This window comes from Priestia megaterium (genome assembly GCF_046599315.1).
In the GTDB taxonomy this organism is placed as follows: domain Bacteria; phylum Bacillota; class Bacilli; order Bacillales; family Bacillaceae_H; genus Priestia; species Priestia megaterium_F.
The window spans coordinates 399,182-418,840 of the sequence record NZ_JBKIKC010000004.1 but is presented as its reverse complement, the minus strand read 5'-3'; the positions used below and the strand labels follow the sequence as shown (position 1 = coordinate 418,840).

General features: G+C 38.0%; 21 protein-coding genes. 8 read left to right on the top strand and 13 right to left on the bottom strand.

The annotated features are described in order from the left end of the window. Positions 1–322 precede the first annotated feature (322 nt). Both ACLHDF_RS16495 and ACLHDF_RS16490 read right to left on the bottom strand, forming a co-directional pair. Complete coding sequence (locus ACLHDF_RS16495; RefSeq protein ID WP_413919792.1) at positions 323–1,777, bottom strand: sodium:solute symporter family protein; 1,455 nt, start codon at positions 1,775–1,777, stop codon at positions 323–325. Then, the gene (locus ACLHDF_RS16490) at positions 1,774–1,974 is read right to left on the bottom strand and encodes a DUF3311 domain-containing protein (protein WP_264387859.1); all 201 of its coding nucleotides are present in this window, start codon (positions 1,972–1,974) and stop codon (positions 1,774–1,776) included. Before ACLHDF_RS16490 ends, ACLHDF_RS16495 begins: the two co-directional genes overlap by 4 nt. A gap of 201 nt (positions 1,975–2,175) precedes the next feature. On the opposite strand from ACLHDF_RS16490, the gene ACLHDF_RS16485 reads away from it, so the two are divergent. Further along, positions 2,176–3,138, top strand: coding sequence for a bile acid:sodium symporter family protein (locus ACLHDF_RS16485; protein ID WP_413919791.1), 963 nt, complete (start codon positions 2,176–2,178; stop codon positions 3,136–3,138). Positions 3,139–3,320: 182 nt separating this feature from the next. Here ACLHDF_RS16485 and gdh read toward each other — a convergent pair whose 3' ends face one another. Together gdh and ACLHDF_RS16475 are read right to left on the bottom strand one after the other, a co-directional pair. Further along, positions 3,321–4,106, bottom strand: a complete 786-nt coding sequence (gene gdh, locus ACLHDF_RS16480; protein WP_413919790.1) for a glucose 1-dehydrogenase — start codon at positions 4,104–4,106, stop codon at positions 3,321–3,323. 62 nt (positions 4,107–4,168) lie between these two features. Further along, positions 4,169–5,020, bottom strand: coding sequence for a RhaT/GlcU family sugar-proton symporter (locus ACLHDF_RS16475; protein WP_413919789.1), 852 nt, complete (start codon positions 5,018–5,020; stop codon positions 4,169–4,171). Between the two features lie 290 nt (positions 5,021–5,310). Between ACLHDF_RS16475 and ACLHDF_RS16470 the strand changes: the two genes are divergently transcribed. Continuing rightward, a complete protein-coding gene (locus ACLHDF_RS16470; protein WP_028407725.1) occupies positions 5,311–5,625 on the top strand; it encodes a winged helix-turn-helix transcriptional regulator in 315 nt (104 codons plus the stop codon). A gap of 23 nt (positions 5,626–5,648) precedes the next feature. Here ACLHDF_RS16470 and ACLHDF_RS16465 read toward each other — a convergent pair whose 3' ends face one another. The 6 genes from ACLHDF_RS16465 to ACLHDF_RS16440 all read right to left on the bottom strand — a co-directional run bounded on the left by ACLHDF_RS16465 (position 5,649) and on the right by ACLHDF_RS16440 (position 10,601). Further along, positions 5,649–6,278 (bottom strand): diguanylate cyclase domain-containing protein, encoded by a 630-nt coding sequence (locus ACLHDF_RS16465; RefSeq protein WP_413919788.1) that lies wholly within the window; start codon positions 6,276–6,278, stop codon positions 5,649–5,651. 54 nt (positions 6,279–6,332) lie between these two features. Beyond that, positions 6,333–6,722, bottom strand: a complete 390-nt coding sequence (locus ACLHDF_RS16460) for a PepSY domain-containing protein (protein ID WP_413919787.1) — start codon at positions 6,720–6,722, stop codon at positions 6,333–6,335. 205 nt (positions 6,723–6,927) lie between these two features. Continuing rightward, complete coding sequence (locus ACLHDF_RS16455; protein WP_413919786.1) at positions 6,928–7,110, bottom strand: DUF3973 domain-containing protein; 183 nt, start codon at positions 7,108–7,110, stop codon at positions 6,928–6,930. Positions 7,111–7,341: 231 nt separating this feature from the next. Continuing rightward, a complete protein-coding gene (galE, locus tag ACLHDF_RS16450) occupies positions 7,342–8,322 on the bottom strand; it encodes a UDP-glucose 4-epimerase GalE (RefSeq protein WP_413919785.1) in 981 nt (326 codons plus the stop codon). Between the two features lie 198 nt (positions 8,323–8,520). Next, positions 8,521–9,405 carry a fumarylacetoacetate hydrolase family protein gene (locus tag ACLHDF_RS16445; protein WP_413919784.1) on the bottom strand — a complete coding sequence of 295 codons (885 nt, stop codon included), beginning with the start codon at positions 9,403–9,405 and terminating at the stop codon, positions 8,521–8,523. Continuing rightward, the gene (locus ACLHDF_RS16440; RefSeq protein ID WP_413919783.1) at positions 9,402–10,601 is read right to left on the bottom strand and encodes an amidase; all 1,200 of its coding nucleotides are present in this window, start codon (positions 10,599–10,601) and stop codon (positions 9,402–9,404) included. The genes ACLHDF_RS16445 and ACLHDF_RS16440 overlap by 4 nt, the downstream gene beginning before the upstream one ends. Positions 10,602–10,804: 203 nt before the next feature. Here ACLHDF_RS16440 and ACLHDF_RS16435 point away from each other — a divergent pair, with 203 nt between their 5' ends. The 4 genes from ACLHDF_RS16435 (at position 10,805) to ACLHDF_RS16420 (ending at position 13,991) form a co-directional block, all read left to right on the top strand. Beyond that, positions 10,805–11,515 (top strand): M50 family metallopeptidase, encoded by a 711-nt coding sequence (locus tag ACLHDF_RS16435; RefSeq protein ID WP_413919782.1) that lies wholly within the window; start codon positions 10,805–10,807, stop codon positions 11,513–11,515. A 111-nt stretch (positions 11,516–11,626) separates the two neighbouring features. Next, entirely contained in the window at positions 11,627–11,782 is a 156-nt protein-coding gene (locus ACLHDF_RS16430) for a hypothetical protein (RefSeq protein WP_413919781.1), read from the top strand. Positions 11,783–12,158: 376 nt separating this feature from the next. After that, positions 12,159–12,872, top strand: coding sequence for a hypothetical protein (locus tag ACLHDF_RS16425; protein ID WP_413919780.1), 714 nt, complete (start codon positions 12,159–12,161; stop codon positions 12,870–12,872). Positions 12,873–13,058: 186 nt separating this feature from the next. After that, positions 13,059–13,991 carry an aldo/keto reductase gene (locus ACLHDF_RS16420; protein WP_413919779.1) on the top strand — a complete coding sequence of 311 codons (933 nt, stop codon included), beginning with the start codon at positions 13,059–13,061 and terminating at the stop codon, positions 13,989–13,991. Here the strand turns inward: ACLHDF_RS16420 and ACLHDF_RS16415 are convergent. Together ACLHDF_RS16415 and ACLHDF_RS16410 are read right to left on the bottom strand one after the other, a co-directional pair. Further along, positions 13,984–14,199 (bottom strand): hypothetical protein, encoded by a 216-nt coding sequence (locus ACLHDF_RS16415; protein WP_413919778.1) that lies wholly within the window; start codon positions 14,197–14,199, stop codon positions 13,984–13,986. The genes ACLHDF_RS16420 and ACLHDF_RS16415 overlap by 8 nt on opposite strands. 41 nt (positions 14,200–14,240) lie before the next feature. Beyond that, positions 14,241–15,110 carry a LysR family transcriptional regulator gene (locus ACLHDF_RS16410; protein ID WP_413919777.1) on the bottom strand — a complete coding sequence of 290 codons (870 nt, stop codon included), beginning with the start codon at positions 15,108–15,110 and terminating at the stop codon, positions 14,241–14,243. Positions 15,111–15,237: 127 nt separating this feature from the next. On the opposite strand from ACLHDF_RS16410, the gene ACLHDF_RS16405 reads away from it, so the two are divergent. Further along, positions 15,238–15,912, top strand: a complete 675-nt coding sequence (locus tag ACLHDF_RS16405; protein ID WP_413919776.1) for a class I SAM-dependent methyltransferase — start codon at positions 15,238–15,240, stop codon at positions 15,910–15,912. Positions 15,913–16,480: 568 nt separating this feature from the next. Beyond that, positions 16,481–17,542, top strand: coding sequence for a L,D-transpeptidase family protein (locus tag ACLHDF_RS16400; protein ID WP_413919775.1), 1,062 nt, complete (start codon positions 16,481–16,483; stop codon positions 17,540–17,542). A gap of 61 nt (positions 17,543–17,603) precedes the next feature. Here ACLHDF_RS16400 and ACLHDF_RS16395 read toward each other — a convergent pair whose 3' ends face one another. Next, positions 17,604–19,535 carry a hypothetical protein gene (locus ACLHDF_RS16395; protein ID WP_413919774.1) on the bottom strand — a complete coding sequence of 644 codons (1,932 nt, stop codon included), beginning with the start codon at positions 19,533–19,535 and terminating at the stop codon, positions 17,604–17,606. Between the last annotated feature and the right edge of the window lie 124 nt (positions 19,536–19,659).

Below are 19,659 nucleotides of genomic sequence, written 5' to 3'. Positions count from 1 at the left end.
TGATAGCTACATTAAAAAGGAAAACTATTATTTATAGGGGGAGCTTATTTTACAATGTGGATCATTACCGTTTACTCGAAAAACCAAAGTCCGACTATGTTTGAATTTGAATCAGAGGTAGAGGCGAAAAAGACATTTCAGGAGATTAAAGGGTGTAAGATCCTATCGGAAGTTATTTACTATAACGACCGAGTTCCCGCTTTAGCGTAAATCAGTTGATGTAGGAAACTTTACAAATTATCGGTTAAAAGCCACATAAAGAGCCAAAGGATGATTATATTCCTTTGGCTCTTTATTGTTTAATCAGAAAAACCAGCGTTTCTTATGTAGAAACGCTGTTTTTTTGCGTGAGCATACTGACTGCCCACATCACTATAAAGTTGACAAGCAGCGCAATAAATCCGACATTGATATCCTTCATTTGCTGAGGCAGTGACGGAAATAACGTACCAATAGTAGATCCGCTGATTGTAATATAGGCGACTACGATAATGCCCACAATAATCCCCCACGCTGCTCCTTGTTTCGTTACAAAGTTGTTTTTCTTTAAACTGAAAATCAGTGATGGAAACAGCTGTGTCATTAGACTATAGCCCATTAAAATAATTGTTGACAGCGTCGTTCCCCCGTTTAGTGTAAAGTAAACGGAAATGAGCGCCACGATTGGTACAAAGCTTTTCGCTAAAACGGCAATACGCGCTTCGCTTGCTTGAGGTGCAAACGGTTTGTAAATATTTTTAGCCAGCAGCGTTGATGCACTCATTAACAACATCGACCCCGGCACAAGCGCCGTCAGTAAACCAGCGCCTCCAATAATTCCAATAAACCAAGGATCAAACGTCTGAATTGAGATACGTAATAGCGCAAGATCCACGTCTCCTCCGCTTAAACCAGGAACTTTTAAAATAGCTGCAAATCCCACAAAAAATACAAACAACAGCATCAGCGTGTAAAGAGGGCTAATGATTGCATTTTTACGAAATACCTTTGCATTTTTTGCTGTATAGCTTGAGCTAAACACTTGCGGCCACATATAAAAACCAAGGACTAGTAAAATAACAGTCGAAATAAACCACGAGACGCTTAGGCCTTGCTCAGGAAACTTTAAAAACCCTGGCTTCGCTGCATTCACAGCCTCAAACATCGGACCGTATCCTCCGTAATAATGAAAAGGCAAATAAATGCCTAAAAACCCAAGGACAACAAGCATCATAATATCTTTAATAACAGCCGTCCATGCAGAACCATGAATGCCGGATATCATAACATACAGCGTTAAACTGATGGCTCCCATCCAAATGGCTGCCGGCATCGAAATGGCGCCGTATGATGCTTGTGATACAATAATTCCCAATCCTTTTAACTGCACAACAATAACAGGAATGACGGCAATCACTCCTACAGCAGCTACAAGCACACCAAGATAAGGGCTTTTATATTTGCTTACAAAAAAATCCGGCTGCGAGACAAGCTTATGATCTCTTGCATACTTCCAAATAACCGGAAGAAGCCAGTATGATAAAACATACGATAAGCTAATATAAATTAATACATAAAGTGCAGGAGCTCCTTTTCCATAAGCCCATCCGCTTCCACCTAGAAACGAAAACGTTGTGTAGATTTCTCCGGCCATCAGCACAAACACTAAAATAGCCCCGAAACCGCGTCCTCCTACCGTCCACTGCTCCAAGTTCATATCCCTGCCTTTGGTTGATCGTATGCCAAGAAAAATAGCTACCACTAAAAATAGTAAAATAATAATAAGTGCACTATTCATTCTTCTTCCCCTTCCCGATTTCTGGGATCAAACTTATACATAACCCCTAAAATAATGGACGTAAGCACCACCCATATCACCATCCAAAACATATTGAACGGCATACCGAGAACAAACGGAGTCACTCGATTAACAAAAGGAAGAAACCCTAATATGCCTACGAACGGAAGGACAGACAAAATATAGATAAATTTCATGACTAAACTCCTCCGACTTTCTAAAACTAACTTCTTTATATTACCACATATTCTGCACATTCAATGAAGGAATGCTTGCATTTAAACTGAAATAATATCCAAAAGATAAAATATTCTGTACTATTTTACAAAAATACTATTTTAATTTTTCTGAATAAATAGTATAATTTCTTCCTATAGTTCGCAGGAGGTATCGTACAGATGAAAACAATAGAGAAAATCAGTACATTTGCAGGAAAAACATTTACACTTTGGGTTATTTTAATTTCCGTTATTGCTTATTCATTCCCAGAGCACTTTGTATGGATTGGAAAGTACATTGTTCCACTCTTAGGAATTGTCATGTTCGGAATGGGATTAACGCTGTCAGCATCTGATTTCAGTGAAGTATTTCGAAGACCGAAAGAAGTAGCACTAGGTGTGGTGGGACATTTTATCATTATGCCGCTTCTCGCATTCGGTTTGGCGATTGGCTTACATTTACCAAAAGAAATAGCGGTGGGCGTTATTTTAGTAGGCTGTTGTCCAAGCGGTACATCATCAAATGTAATGGTCTTTTTAGCTCGAGGAAACGTTGCGCTCGCGGTTGCAATCGCTTCTGTTTCAACCATTTTAGCACCAATTGTTACACCGCTTCTCATTTTATTATTTGCAAGCAAGTGGGTCGATATTGATATCATGTCTCTTATTATTTCGATTATACAAGTTGTCATCATTCCACTTGCTCTTGGATTTACGATTAAAAAATTTTTCGGAAAAGCCGCAGAGGCAAGTTCCAAAGCTCTTCCACTTGTTTCAGTAGTCGCGATTGTCATGATTGTATCTGCCGTCGTGGCAGGAAGCCAAGCACAGCTTGCTAAAACTGGCGGTATCATTTTTGCCGTAGTTGTGCTTCACAACGTTCTTGGTTTCACAATCGGCTTCTTCTTTGCCCGCTTGTGCGGAATGGATCTAGCCAAACAAAAAGCAGTAGCGATGGAAGTTGGTATGCAAAACTCAGGGCTGGGCGTCACCATTGCTTCTACACACTTCTCGCCGCTAGCTGCTGTCCCAAGCGCCATCTTCAGCGTCTGGCACAACATCTCAGGCTCGATTCTTGCCTTTATCTTCAGCAAGCTAAAAGACAAAAACCAGCCATCATCTAACAAAAAAATGGCTGGCTAATACCATAAACTTATAAGGGAGGCACAAAAAAGCTCCCTTGAATCTTCCTAAAAAGGTCTTAAAAGCTTTTACCTAGGAGAATTTCACCAATCCCGAAAGGGGGGTGAAATTCTCCTAGGTATAGAAAAAAGAGACATGGCGCTTTTTGCCATGTCTCTTTTTTCTACATCGATTAAAAACTATTAGCCTCTTCCTGCTTGGAAAGAAGGGTACTTCGTCATACCGCCATCAGCAAACAACGTAATACCTGTTACATAACTTGCTTGTGATGATGCTAAGAATGCTGCAACTGCTGCTACTTCTTCTGGTTTACCGATGTAACCCATTGGAATCATGCTTTCTACGTCTGCACGTTGTACAGGGTCTGCAAATTTTTCAGCGTTGATTGGTGTATTCATCGCACCTGGTCCAATGTTATTTACGCGGATACCTTTTGGCGCATATTCAAGAGCCAATGTTTCCGTCATTAGTTTCATACCGCCTTTACTTGCTGCATAGTGAACAAATAATGGCCAAGGAATCATTTCGTGAACACTAGACATGTTAATAACGTTTCCTTTAATGTCGTTTTCAACAAAATATTTGATTGCTTCACGGCTTCCTAAGAATGCACCTGTTAAGTTTGTATCAATAACTTTATTCCAGTTATCTAGAGATAACTCATGAGAAGGAACTGGGTTTTCAACACCAGCGTTGTTAATCATTACGTCTAATGTACCAAATTCTTTAATGGCTGTTTGAACAAGATTTACAACGTCTTCTTCTTTTGTTACGTCGCCTTGAACGATAATTGCTTGTCCGCCTGCTTCTTCTACTTCTTTTTTCGCTTCTAAAGCTTCTTCTTCATTGTTGTAATAGTTAATAACCACTTTTGCTTCTTCTTGGCCGAAACGAACAGCCATTGCGCGACCTAAACCAGTTGATCCGCCTGTGATTACAACTACTTTATCTTTTAAATCTGTATACATAATAAAATCCTCCTAATGTTTTCATTTATTCATACATACTATCATTGACTTTTACGTAAACGTTAACTTTTAGCCATTCCGAGGAATACGCCACCTAAAATGATGAGCACAATACCAATCGTAATCGAAATAAGCTGACGTTTTGTTTTCTCTTCTCCTAATAAGAAGATACCGCCAAGCGTTGAAATAACAATTCCCATTTGTGATAATGAGAAACTTGTTGCAACCCCTACTTTAGGTTGAGAGATAAATAAGAACATATTACCAGCTGCCCAAATCAGCCCTGGAATAATGTTGCGAATTGCGTATTTATTAAACGGTTTGTGTTTATAAGTAAGTATAAGTCCACCAATTAACATACCAATGGCTTGTGGGAATAGTGCCGACCATCCGTCTACATTAAATAAACGAGCGACAACTACATACACTAAGTATCCAATTGTTGAAATAATAAGGGTAACAATCCCTTTTTTAAATTGTCCAGATTGCTCTGCATTTTTTTCGCTTTCTAGTGATGTTAACACAATACCAATAACAATAAAGATAAGAGCTAACACACCTAAAATAACGGTTGTTGTTGTTGACCACTCGTGAAACACGATAACACCAAATAGTGATGTTGTCACAAGTTGCATACCGGTTGAAATTGGCATGGTTTTTGAAACACCAATATAATCAATCGTTTTCAACTGATTACTTTGCCCAACTGCCCAAAATAACCCTGAAACGATTCCGACAATAAAAATAAGCGGTGTCAATACTGGATGAACTACGAAATAAATAACGGCCGAAAAGATCAGCGCACCAATTGTAGTTCCAAGCGTTTGACTGTAAGGACCTCCGCCCAATTTAACGTTGAACAGGACAATACTTCCCCAGAAAATCGCAGGAAGAATAGCCAAAAGGATATCCATTTGATACTAACCTTCTTTCTCAAACTCTTGATGTAATTGTAAATTTAAAGTACCTTTTATTTAACTAGGTAACTTTATGTAACCAATCTTAGACCTTTTTTTTTGATACGTCAACAATAATATGTCGATTTTGTGACTTTTTTAAAATTCTTTACAATACAGCGTTTTCAAGCTACTGAAAGTTTTGAAAATAAAAAAAGATAGCCTTTTCATTATCCAAATGTTAGTATATAATAAACATTAAATGGGTTACTTTTAATATCCTATATACGATAAAGTAGGTGAAATCAATGAATGATTTTGATGAGTTATGTCCAAAAGTGTGGAAAACATTTGATATAATTGGGAAAAGGTGGAATGGATTAATTATTTATGTCCTTATGAGCGGGCCCAAACGCTTTAGTGAAATTCACAGCAGCATTCCTTCTTTAAGTAAACGAATGTTAACGGAACGAATGAAAGAGCTAGAAGAAGAAGGAATTGTAATCCGGCACGTTATTCCTGAACGTCCGGTTCGTATCGAATATATTTTAACCAAAAAAGGATCAGAGCTTGGTATGATCTTAGGGCCCGTCAGTAAGTGGGCAAAAACATGGATAAAATAAAAAAGCCTCTAGTGAGGCTTTTTTTATGTTTGATAAAGAATATAATTATTTTCCCCTTCTCTTTTCCCTTTGTATAACGCATTATCTGCATTTTTTAATAATGAAGTAGCCGATTCCTCGTCCTTTGGATAAATAGACACGCCAATAGTAGGTGTTGTACGCAAACAACAGCCGCGTACATTCCAAGATTGCTGAAGAGACGTATGAATTCGCCTAGCAATTTGTTCAATTTCTCGTCCTTTTGTTGCGTTTATAATAAGGATAAACTCGTCCCCGCCCAAACGGTAAATACGATCGTCTTTCCGCACACAGCTTTTTAATCTCTTCGTATACGCTTTTAGAAATTCGTCTCCTATATGATGGCCATATTCATCGTTAATCTGCTTAAAATTATCACAGTCGAGAAACAAAAGCGTAATAAAATCATCGCTTTTCCGCTGCTTTTTTTCAATCACTTTGTTTAACTCGTTTAACAGCATTGCCCGGTTAGGAAGCCCTGTTAAACTATCATGGGTCGCTTCAAAATGAAGCTTATTCTCTAGCGCTTTTTGTTCTGTAATATCATTTTGAATGGAGACATAATGAGTAATATTTCCGTTAAATAAAGAATTGTTTCTTTTTTTTATTGTTACCTTTATTAATGGTTTCTCCAAATAAAGAAAACCCCACTTTCAACAAAGTGAGGTTGATTACATAATATAGGGCATTTACTGAACGCTTCGCTCTTCTTGCGCTAGCACATCAACCTCAGCGTCAATCTTAACGCTGTGGCTTTTTCCATCAAGTCCAAGAATCAAAATTTCATATTGCTTGTTAGTGAGAACAATCGATTCGATAATGCCTTTATGCTGTCTTAACGCGTATGCTTTTGCACAGCTTTTAGTTAAAGGGATCATTTTCTCCTTAACAATACTTCCGGTTTGCGCGTTAATTTTTACTTTATGCTCTTCTCCGTTTAATGTAAGGATGTCTACTATATAAATGGGAGGAGTGACTATTTTACTCAGCGATACGGACTTTACAATGCCTTTATATTCTTTTAATGCGAGAAGCTTTGCTTGTTCTTTCAACAAAAGAGATCGTTTTTCAGAAATCATCTGACACCCTCCTTTCTAGTTTATAAAACGGACTGCTGTTTCAATTTCTTAACGTATCATATCCTATGTATACGCCTACCAACTAGTATAGTGGGCTTGTCTTAAATTTCTCTTAATATTACATGAAAGATAGCTGAAGAAAGCTGTTATCCACTGAAAAAACTAGACCTGGTTAGATCTAGCTTCTTATTGGTGAACGTGGATTCTACATCTTTTTCTTTTCGAATCGTTCTACGGCTCTCATTTGTTTGATTGAGGGCGATTTGTGCACGCACATGCCCAGATGAACTTTTTGAAGCAAATAGGGATCAATGTAAAAACCATTTTGAAAGATGTTTTCTTTTTCCTGTTCGTCATGAAATTTGGAGCATCTTACACAGTAATACATATCATAACCTCCTTGCAAACTATTTTATAAACGGGGACAGTTGTGAATGGTATATTTACCTACATCATATGGAAAAGAACAAAAGTCGTGCTTGTTTAGGGAAAATGTCCGCAAAGAAGAAGGCTTTTCCATGGGCTAAACCACTGGATTTTAAAAATGATTATTTAGAACATAAATCAGCTTAATCGTAATAAAAAAAGCCTCTTTCAAAGAGAAAAGAGGCTTTTTTTATTAACTTGTTACTTTGGCGCTGTTTTGATGCCAGTTCCAAGCTGATGCAATGATTTTTTCTAATGAAATTTCCGCTTTCCAGCCTAATTCTGCGTGAATTTTATCAGAAGATGCGACTAGGCGTGCTGGGTCTCCAGCACGACGGTCTGCCATTACGACATTCGCTTTTTTACCCGTTACTTTTTCACACGTTTCGATCACTTCTTTTACAGAATAGCCAAGGCCGTTTCCAAGGTTGTACGTTGCTGTTTTCTTCGAACCGTCTAACAGTGCTTGAAGCGCTGAGATATGAGCATTTGCTAGGTCCGTTACGTGAATGTAGTCACGAATGCACGTTCCATCTGCAGTATCATAGTCTGAGCCGAATACAGAGATATTTTCACGTTCACCAAGCAGGTGCTGAAGAATGATTGGAATCAAGTGTGTTTCAGGATCATGGCACTCGCCAATTTCCGCTGTCTCGTAAGCACCCGCTGCATTGAAGTAACGAAGTACAACATATTCCATATCATAAGCATTTGCAAAGTCAGCTAAAATCTGTTCAATCATTAACTTTGAACGTCCGTATGGATTAATTGGGTTTGTTGCCGTATCTTCTGTGATGATATCTACAGAAGGAATACCATATGTAGCAGCAGTAGATGAAAAAATAAACCTTTTCACATTATGCTTCATCATTGTTTGTAAAAGTGTTAGCGTCGCAGATACGTTGTTTTGATAATATTTAAGAGGATCTGTTACTGACTCTCCTACTAAACTGTTAGCAGCAAAATGCATAACAGCATCAATTTTATGATTTGTGAATACGCTTTCTAAAATTTTCTCATTACCTAGATTTCCTTCTACGAATACCGCTTTCTCATCGATTGCCCAGCGATGACCGGTTGATAGATTATCAAGTACCACAACTTCATTTGTTTTCACTAATTCTTTTACTAGGTGGCTTCCGATATAGCCTGCTCCTCCGATGACTAAGATCATACTGTCAGTCAGCTCCTTTTTATTAAGTTTCGCTACAGTTATCGTACCCGTTTCTTTTCCATTTGTAAATATTTCATTTTTCAGTATATGGTAACACAATTGCTATCTTTTAATTAGTATATCTACTAATTGTGAACTGAGTGTGAAGATGTTTATTTCTATCTAAAAACCCGTGCGTGTGCGCAACGGGTTTGCTTTTTATATTTGCTGAGGCACTTTCTTCATATCTTTCACTTTATTCTTTAATGGAAGCATCCCTTTAATATGACATTCAATACAGTCCCCGTCTTCAATAAGAGCTGGTCCCGGCGTTCCTGTTAGGATGATATCACCCGGATGCAGCGTCATGACTTTTGAGAAAAATGAAACACAGTATGCGATATCGTAAATCATATTAGACACTGTATTTTCATGCTGCACGTTTCCATTTATCAATGTGCGCACTTGGAGTGCTTTCACATTTGATATACTTTCTTTTGTTATAAATTCTGAGCCTATGCTGCAAAATGTGTCAAAGCTTTTCGCTCGCATTAAGTAGCGATGATTCGCCGCGTGAATATCGGCTGCGGTTACGTCAATTGCTGACGTATAACCAGCAATTACGTTCATTGCTTCATCTGGCTCTATATCCTTACACGTTTCGCCAATGATCACCGCCAGTTCAGCTTCGGCCGTTGTTTTGTAGGACTGCTTTGGAATACGAATGCTTTGATCCGGTCCAATAATGGCGGTTGCGGGCTTTAAAAAACTAACTGGATCAATGGCACGATCGTAGTCCTTTACTTTTTCTTCGGAAGCCGCATAATTAAATCCAATGCCTAATAATTTGGAAGGATTACTGATAATAGGAGCTTGTTTTCTGTCCTGCAAGTGACGTACTGGAAAAGAGCCGTTCATACCAAATTTATTATGAGCATACCATGTTTCAAGGTGACGCAGTTCTTTATATTGAATAAGATCCCAAATTGTTGTAGACCAGTTTGTTAAATATTTAGTATTAATATCTTCTATAAGCATAATGCTGTCATTTTCTAAAATGGCTGCTTGCTCTTTCCCTTGCTCTATTATATTTACTAACTTCATGATACGCTCCTTACCGATGCTTGAATGATATGATCACTGTTTTCTTTTACCCAATTTAATAATCTCTCGTCTTGGTTGTATCCTGCAATAAAAGATAGGCCAATTGGCAAACCGTCTAGTTCTGCTGCAGGTATCGTAATTTGCGGAAGACCGCTTAGTCCGGCAATACATGTCATTTGAAGCGTTCGCAATCTTCTGTTTTCTAACTCTGGACCTTTTGCATCTTTTACAGGCGCGGGCCCTGGAGCTGTAGGAAGTACTAATATTCCTTCTTCTCCAAGCTGTGAGTACATAAAATAACGAAGTTCACGACGCTTTTCTTCTATATAATTCATATTTAATAATGTAAGAGTGCTAGCCCATCGAAAGCGGCTTCCAATGTCGTCTCCAAACGTTGGATTTTCTTTTTGAATCCATTCCCCGTGCGTTTGCCAAATTTCTTTTCCTTGCAGCAAGCGGAAGGTTTCCATATATGTAGAAAAACCCTGAGGGGCGATTGCTATTTCTTCTGTAGTAGAGAAAGACTTCATTACGTGCTTAATAGATGATACAAGAGCTTGCATGCTTTGTTCATCTCCAAGCTCCATCACGTCGGTTGGGACATACAGTCGCTTAAACCCGCTAGCACGCGGCGTTGAGTTCAATAGAATCGATCCAACTTTTTGCAGAGTGTGGCCGTCTCTAGCCATTACACCGACTGTATCAAAGCTTGGGGCAAGTGGGATGAGACCGTTTGTAGAAATGCGTCCGTGAGAAGGACGATATCCAAAAATACCGCAGTAGCTTGATGGAATTCGAATCGATCCTCCTGTATCAGTTCCAATCGCAAAATCAGCCATTCCTGCTGCCACAGCAACTGCTGATCCACTCGAAGAACCTCCCGGAATTCTATTTGCACTTTTTGGATTAATCGGCGTTCCGTAATGCGCATTTTCTCCATTTAGTCCGTACATAAGCTCGTCAGTGTGCGTAACTCCCTTTAGTGCAGCCCCTTCTTTTAAAAGAGCAGCTACTACATCTGCATGTTTGCTTGCAGGCTGATGCGTGGCAAGCCAATCCGGATTTCCTGCACTTGATCTATGTCCTTGTACATCAAATACGTCTTTTAACGCAAAACTCAGGTTATTTAACATTCCCCTTCCTGTTGGAGGTACGTAAAGATCACTGTTTACAAATGCGTTCCACGTATCTTTCATTCAACCATCTCCTCGTTTCTTATATCTGTTTAGAATATAAAATTTGGAATAAGTTGGTCAATGAATGTGTCAGGTCTGTTAACATTAATATTATGTAAATTTCTCAGCTTCTGTTTTTATAGAGAAACTGGCCTTTTTATTTCCCTTTTAGAACGTTTGCAAGTAAAGTAGAAACATATCATTTTACGAAAAGGACTATCGCGATGGAACAATCTACTACGCTTTTCTTATTTATTTTATTAGCTTTTGTGCTAACAAGAGGTATTCCATTTATAGGTTCATTTGCTCCTAGCGTTAATGCACTGCTTCGGCATATTGGACGCTATTTTTCAAATTTAAATACGATGTTTCATGAAGATGGCCACGCGTTAATGGGGCTTATTGTCGGAAAAGGCGTCAATCGAATTGAGCTTTATACAAACAATGAAGGTGTAGCCGTGACTGCCACCTACGCAGGATCTCGAGGATGGCTGCCACGCGTCATTATTGCCTTAGCCGGCTACCCGTTCAGCTCGGCAATGGCTTATTTATTTTTCTACCTGCTCGTTCACCATCACTACGACTGGCTTTTTTATGGGTTAGGGATTATTGTTATAATCAATTTACTGCTTTGGGTACGCAATGGATACGGAATTGTATGGCTATTTTCTATCGGTTTAATCCTCGGAGGCATTTATTATTTGCAAGATCCACAGCTTATGCGCTATAGCATGATGTTTGTTGGGGCGCTGTTACTTGTAGAATCTCTATTTTCTGCGTTTATTATTTTTGCGTTAAGCATCAAATACCCAAACGATGCAGGTGACGCTACGAGTTTAAAGCAGCTTACCAACCTTTCAGCACGCTTTTGGGGTTTTTTATTTTTCGCTCAAGCCGTGTATGTGGCTTATTTGATTTTTCAACTGATTTATTAGGAAGGATATGCAGCGGAAACAATAAAAAAGGCTAAATGAATAATAAACACTCCCCATTCTATTGGGGAGCATTCCGCTATTTTTATATGTAATAATTGAAAGGAGCTAACAATGAACCCGCTTATTATACCTGCTATATTAATTATATTTGCCTTATGGATTTTATTACAGCTTGCTTTAGGCGAGAATACCTTCAAAAATCCGATAAACTATTTCATCTTGATTACTTTGTTCTTTCTATTTATTAAAAGAGCAAAAGAAAAATAGACTAGCAACTATGCTATATTATTTTCGGCCCACTGTATCAAGAACAGCATATCTTGCCCCGTAAGTTTTGCAATTTTCAAACGCTTTAAACTTCTTTTCTTGAATTCATCCCCGGTTGAGCGCCATCTCTTCATTCATGTTCTTAGTTTTTCCGCCTTCCGCCTTTCCAAATTCCTTCCATTATGTCTTTACTCATGGCATTCTTCATACATTTATTTTTGAATTAAATGACAAAATACTATGATCTCCCTAAGGAAAATTTGTAATTTTTACAATTTAAAGGGATAATTTACTTTTATACGCTAATAGTGGTTTACGAACTCCCTAAATGAGGTATATATTGGGTACTATGAAGTCGCAAAGAGGTGTTGGATACTTGTCATTATTTTCAAAGTGGAAACAAAAGAAACAGGAAAAAGAAGTAGAGCGTGTTCTTGAGGAATCCATCTCCAAAAGAAAAGACTACTGGAACACAATTGGACATGTAGACGGAGACGTATTAACTCATTTGTTGAATCCCATGTTTTTTGGCGGACCTGCTTGGCCATCTGGACGTCAAACATTTATTCGTGTTCAAAAAACAGAGACGGTTATTCTAGCAAGCGACGGCTTGTCCGATCCGTTTCAATCCTCTGAAGAAAAGAGCAGAAAGCAAGGAAAAGGATTAGAATTCTATATCGAATGTGATGATGAATTTCTTCGCGGGCCTTTATCTGATATCCAGGATCACTGGGCATTTGACCTTCTTTATCAAATGAGTCAAAATGCTGCTGCTCATCCTAATATGCTAGAACTATTCATGAAGCATGATGTTCTTTCAATTGAATTTACTGATTTGGACGTACCGTCTCATTTTGTAAATAAAAACGGAGAAATTGGTGTATTACTGGGCGTTCAATCCCCTTCTGTTTCAGCTAGCCTCTCTTTACCCTATGAATCTATCAAACTGATTAGCATGAAATTGCTCACAACAAGCGAATTAGACTATGTGCGCGAACAAGGAGCACAAGGAAGCAGGCAGCTCGCTGAAACATTTCAGCTGTCAAAAAGTTATCATATTACCATGACTAAAAGAGAATCTCTTATTTAAAAGAGGTTCTTTTTTTATTTCTGCTATTGAAAATAGAGCTCTACAGAACCTAACCGTTATCCATATAAATTCTAGTTCACATACTTTTCTTTAAGGCTGTTTTTAATATGAGCGTACTATTTTTGCTTTATGGCATATTTTGCTATAGTAAAAAAGAAGATATAAAAAAGGAGATGGACGTTAGACATGGCAGAAAAAGTGCAGATTGGAAAATCCGAATTATATGTTAACCCTATTGGACTTGGAACAAACGCTGTAGGAGGACATAACTTATATCCTAACCTAAACGAGGAAGTTGGCAAAGACCTTGTTCATAAAGCGCTAGATAAAGGTATAAACCTACTTGATACGGCGTTCATTTATGGTCCAAAGCGTTCTGAAGAGTTAATTGGTGAAGTACTAAAAGAGCGTGGAAATCGTAAAGAAGCGGTTATCGCCACAAAAGGGGCACATAAAATTGTTGGAGATGAGGTACTTCTAGACAATTCTCCTGCGTTTTTAAAACAGTCCGTTGAAGATAGCTTAAAACGCCTTCAAACAGATTATATCGATTTATATTATATTCACTTTCCAGATAAAAACACACCAAAAGACGAAGCGGTCGGTGCGTTAAAAGAATTAAAAGATGAAGGAAAAATCCGTTCTATTGGCGTATCAAACTTCACATTAGATCAGTTAAAAGAAGCAAATAAAGATGGTTATGTAGACGTGGTACAAGGCCAATATAACTTAATCCAACGGGAAGCAGAAAACGATATTTTACCTTATACGGCTGCAAACCAAATTTCATTTATTCCGTACTTCCCGCTAGCTGCTGGTTTACTTGCTGGGAAATACGATAAAAATACAAAGTTTAATGACTTGCGAGAAGATATGCCTCATTTTATCGGGGAAGCATTTCAGCAAAACCTAGAAAAGGTAGAGCGTCTTCGTCAAATCTCTAACGCAAAAGGCGTAGAAGTAGCTCACCTTGTTCTGGCTTGGTACTTAACGCGCGATTCAATTGATGTATTAATTCCAGGGGCAAAACGCGCTGATCAAGTACTAGATAATTTAAAAACATTAGATGTTCAGCTTACTTCTTCCGAAATTAAAGACATTGATCATATTTTTAAATAATGTAAAAAGAGCTTTGCCTTAGGTAAAGCTCTTTTTGCTCTACAATTCCGCTGGCTAATAGAAGAAAAGCTATCGTTACATATTTATCCCATCGCCCTAAAATTAGACTTTCATACTCATATTTGCCCCAAAATTTTCCGCGAGGTATATCAAGCACTTTTCTTAAAGTAAAATCTACTAAGACCGCTGCTGCTACTAGTATTACCAATGTTTACATCATCACCCTCCCTTCCTTTTTATGGTATCACTTCAGCTCTTTTCTGTTAAGGTCTCAGCTATAAATTGCTTGAACCGCTTTATTTCTTCTGTTTCGCCTTTGGTTACGATATACGTATCTGAGGAAGGGCGGATAATTCTTTGCTGTGAAATCACGCTTAACGTTTGATTTTCAACTTCCTCTTTCACCATAGAAAATGGCAAATAAGATACGCCTAGACCTTCTTCGATAAAGCGCTTTGTAATTTCTACTTGCGTCACAGGAAGCAGCTGAATGTGGGGATAACAGGCTTTTATTTGAAGAAGCAGAGCTGTCCAATAAACGGGATGATTATTCGTAAGCAGCCGGTAGGAAGATAACAGTTCCTGTTCCGTACGTTCTTCTGCAGAAAACGGTGCAACTAAGACCGCTTTTTCTTTATGAATTAACTCACAAAAAACGTCTGCTTGACCTGGAAGCATTCTTGTTAATCCAATATCTGATTTTCTGTCGCTGATATCTTTTCCCACTTGAAACGAATTTGTGATATTAACCGTGACTTCAATATGGGGATAACGCTCTACAAATTGTTTGATTAAGTTCGGTAAAACAGATGCTGCTATTTGAGGAGCAGCGGATATAGTTAGTTTTCGGTTATATCCTTGCTTCCATAAATTAAAATTGTCTATTCCTTCTTCATATGCCCTCACCATTTCTTGCGCATGGGGCAAAAAAAAGCTTCCTGCCTCAGTCAGTGCTATATATTTACCTTTTTTTTCGAAAAGCTCAGCGCCTAGCTCTTGCTGCAGCCGCTGAATATGCTTTGATACAGCAGGCTGTGTTAAAAATAAATCTTCAGACGCTTGCCTGAAATTTTCATAAGAAGCGGCTATGATGAATGTTTTTAACCACTTAATCTCCATTTTCTTCTCTCCATCTCTCTATTGATAACATTTTGGAATCAATACTGCTCATTTTTGTTTATTTTCTTTTCTATCAAACTTCTATACGATATATATAACAATATTACCAAATAAAGGAGTTATAAAAATGAAAAATAATGTCAAAGAAAAATTTAATGCCCATGCCTCTCAGTATGATGAGCAGCGCCGCAAACTAATTCCTTGTTTTTTTGATTTTTATTCTATTCCCGTTTCGCTTCTTGATTTTTCAAAAAAGCCGCTTCGCGTACTTGATATCGGAGCAGGCACAGGGCTGTTTTCTTCTTTTGTCAAAGAAAAATACCCAGATGCTCATTTCACGCTCATTGACGTATCGGACCAAATGCTTGAAAAAGCCAAGCAGCGCTTTAAAAACGAACAGCATATGGAATTTATCGTATCAGATATAACAAGCTACAAATTTGAGCATTCATTTGACATTGTAATTTCTTCACTTGCTATTCATCATTTAGAAGACGAACAAAAGAAAAAGCTGTATGGGCAAATTTATGACTTGCTGCATACAGGCGGAATATTTATCAATGCGGATCAAGTATTAGGCCATTCTTCTATTATTGAAGAGTTATATAAAAAGGACTGGAGTGAAAGAATTGCTTCAAGCGGATTAACTCATGAGCAGATTGAAGCTGCTTATGAACGTACGAAGTTAGATAAAATGGCAACTTTACATGATCAGTTAAATTGGTTAACAGCTAGCGGGTTCGGCACGGTAGATTGTATTTATAAGTTTTTTAATTTTGTTGTGATGTATGCACAAAAATAACGGTTTAAAAACTACTTGTCTCTTTGCAAGTAGTTTTTTTACTCCTCCCCTCCCTATATTCCAATAAGAATATTTATCTTTTTCCATAAAACTACGCATACTTCTTTTCCAGTTTCGTATATCTAATAATATCTTTGTTCTTTTGAACTTTTGATTTTTTGTACATAAAACCCATATAAAGTATTTTTATACTATTTTATGTCTTTTTATGGTACAAAAAATACAACTATGTTACAATATGATTACAAAACAATCTATGTAACGCTTTCATTTCTTTACACAAAGATGAAGAACTGGAAAGGGTGTGGTGCTTATATACATATAAATCCGCTAGATTGGTAAACTTGTATTCGTAAAGTTATGCAAAACATCAAGAAAAACCTTGTTATTCTTATTATTATAAATTCCCGCTAGTAAAGTCTTTCTACTTAATGATTTTCTTATTAAGCGCATACATACAGGTATAGAAGATGCAGCTATTCGTCTTTTATTTTATTAGTGAAGAATTTATACCACAGCACAAAGCATTATACGTTTTTCATTAATGCAGCCTAAGGAGGCGCAGCACATGGCAAATAGAATATCAAGAACAACAATCATACTCATAGCGGCTATTTTAGCTCTAGCCTGCTTGTTTGTAGGTGTTCCAAGAACAGAAGCTGCTTCAACACCATCTCATTTAATTGTTATTAACAAAGCGACGAATAAGCTCGCTTACTATCAGAATGGGTCACTTGTCCGAACGTTTTCAGTAGGAACAGGACGTACACAGTCTCTTACACCAGAAGGCCATTTCAAAGTAGTAAATAAAATCGTCAATCGCCCTTATTACAAAGGGAACATTCCTGGTGGCGATCCTAGAAATCCTCTTGGCAATCGCTGGCTAGGTCTAAATGCTAGAGGTACATACGGCACGACGTATGCTATTCATGGAAATAATAATCCTGCTTCCATCGGCAAATATGTAAGCAGCGGATGCGTTCGTATGTACGATGAAGAAGTGGAATGGTTATTTAATAAAGTGACCGTCGGTACACCAGTAGTGATTACAACTTCTTCTAAATCATTTAATGACATTGCAGCAGCAAACGGGTACAACGTTTCTGGAAACTCAGGCTCCACTCCGGCTCCTTCTACAGGAACTGTTTTAAAGAAAGGCAGTAAAGGAAATGCAGTTAAAGAACTTCAACAGAAACTAACTTCGCTTGGCTATAACACAAAAGGTACGGACGGTGTTTTCGGTGCCAATACAGATTCAGCTGTTCGGAAGTTCCAAAAAGACCACGGCTTAACGGCTGACGGCATTGTTGGTCCATCAACATATAAAGCTTTAGGAAGTTCAGGAACGAATCCGAATCCGACACCAACAAATCCGACAAATCCAAAGCCAACAAATCCACCAGCAGATACAACAATTAACACAAAACAAACGCTTAAAAAAGGGAGCAAAGGCAGCAATGTTCAAGCTCTTCAAAAGAAATTAACGGCGCTTGGCTATAATACAAAAGGTACGGACGGTATCTTCGGTGCTAATACAGAAGCTGCTGTACGTAAGTTTCAAAAAGACAATAAGCTAGCAGTTGACGGTGTTGCCGGACCCAATACTTTAACTGCTATTTCTAAACGCTAATAGAGCCTGAAACCAGGCTCTGTTTTTTATTGATACACCTCTTTTTGTCCATTGACTCTCCTTAATGAACCATTACGCCGTCTTTCTTTTCTATCACATACTTAATTAATTGATAAACAGTTCTCATAAGAATTTGCTGCTGATAGATATGGTTTTTGGCAGGAACCACACTTTCTATCATCCTGCTATATTTATAGCGTTGATCGTCTTCTGGTTCTTTATAAAGAGCGAGCCAGTCATTTCTAGAATTTTCAAGTAACTGTTCGTTGAAATATGAATAAACAACGCTTGCGAATTCCCCTGCTAATTCTTGAATAACCTGCTGTCGTTCCGTGACGGAATGATAAGTACTCGACCACCCAGACGGCTGAATTAAAAAATGCTCATACACAGATGAAATAAAGGCGGACGCAATAACTGGCACCGGTCCTTCATGCTCTCCTAAAGCAATGTTTAAACACGTTTCTCTGTCCATACAAGGAATGTTCAATGACTCCACCGCTTCATAAAAAGCCTGGGAGACAGTTAAGTTTAAATAAATAGGATGAAGTTCTTGCTGCTTTTTTTTCCTTTCTGATACTAAGGCTGCACTTAAGTCTTTATATAGGATATGACTCTCTTTGGCTTCCTCATGTACACGTTCCAAAATAGAAGTATTCCCTACTGTTAAGTAATAGTGAAGCTGCTTTTGCATGAGCGGTGAAACACTTTTAAGCGCGTGATCTATCATTTTAGCCATGGCATGTTTTTTAGCATAGTCCGTACGGCAGCTTGGAGAGGTAAGCAACTCTCCGTGTGTAACACAAACGTTTACTTTAGCACCGTGACCATGTACGATAAGCCGTTGAAGAAATTGAATATCTAATTCTTTAAGCGCATGATGTACGTATAAAATAGAGGCTGCTTTTTTTAAAGAATCATGGACTGTGCTCGTATATTCAACATATGGATGCTCGCAAATCGCTATCCCTTTTTGAAAAGAAAACGGGCCGGAAATTTCAATTCTACGAAACAATGGATAAATAAGGCGTCCGTTACTTTCTTCCTCTTCATTTGTTAATAAGTCAAAGGAAGACAATTCTTTTGCTGTGAGACGGCAGAATATTGGCCAGTCATCTTCGCCTATTTCCCATGTTCCTTCCTTGTATTCTTTCAACCGTGATTCAATTGCCAGAAGCATTTGCTCGGTAATCTTTCTACATTCAAACCGCTTGTGCCATACCTCTGCAAAATCTTTACCTTCTTGGTCAACCACGTCTTTTACCATTTCACTTTCTCGTTTAATTGCATCTACAAATTGCTTGAATGAACTATTTTCGTCGCTCATTCTTAAGGGAACATCATCATTAAAATAACGGGCTTTGTATGGGATATCTCCTAAAAGAGCGCGTAGATTAAAAGAGGAATTTCCGTGTAATAACTCAAAGACCAAGTCATAATCTGTGCCTCCTTCAGCATACACTTCAGCGCTTTTTAATAGAATAGTCTCTACTTTTCTTTGCACTTCACTTCGCGTAAAAAATGAGACAACAGCTTCATAGTCTTGAGAATCCTTCACCTTATACGTAACAGAATAAGTGCCTTTACTGCCTATTCCTGGAAATCCACATTCCTTTTTTATACCAAGAAGCTGACGGATTAAAGATGTTTTGCCGCTCCCTTGTTCTCCAATTACATGAACGTACTTATACTCGCTGTCATTTTGTTCGTTCGTTCTTTTTTCAATATCATTATAAAAAGCATTAACTACTCGTTCATCATACCTTGCTTTTGCTCTTCCTTTTGCAGTACTTGTCCAAAAATCCTGCACCCTCAGCAGTTCATTCATCTCTTCAACAAGAATGTCAATTTCATCGTGTTGCTCTGTATGCATAAACCGTTTGACAAAAGGGTGCGACCTTCCTCTTTCATCTTTTTTAAACGGATGCTGAAACATAATTGACCAGCCTTTTCGCGTAGGAGATTGACAGGCTTTAGCACGAAAAACTTTCATTGATTTCCCCTTCTTTCCCTAACATTGTCCTATTTGAAATGTATGGCTTTTAAATGAGGGATATGTCTATCATTTTCCTCTTTTTAGAAGGATTTTTCTTGCACTTATCGAAATAATTAATTGA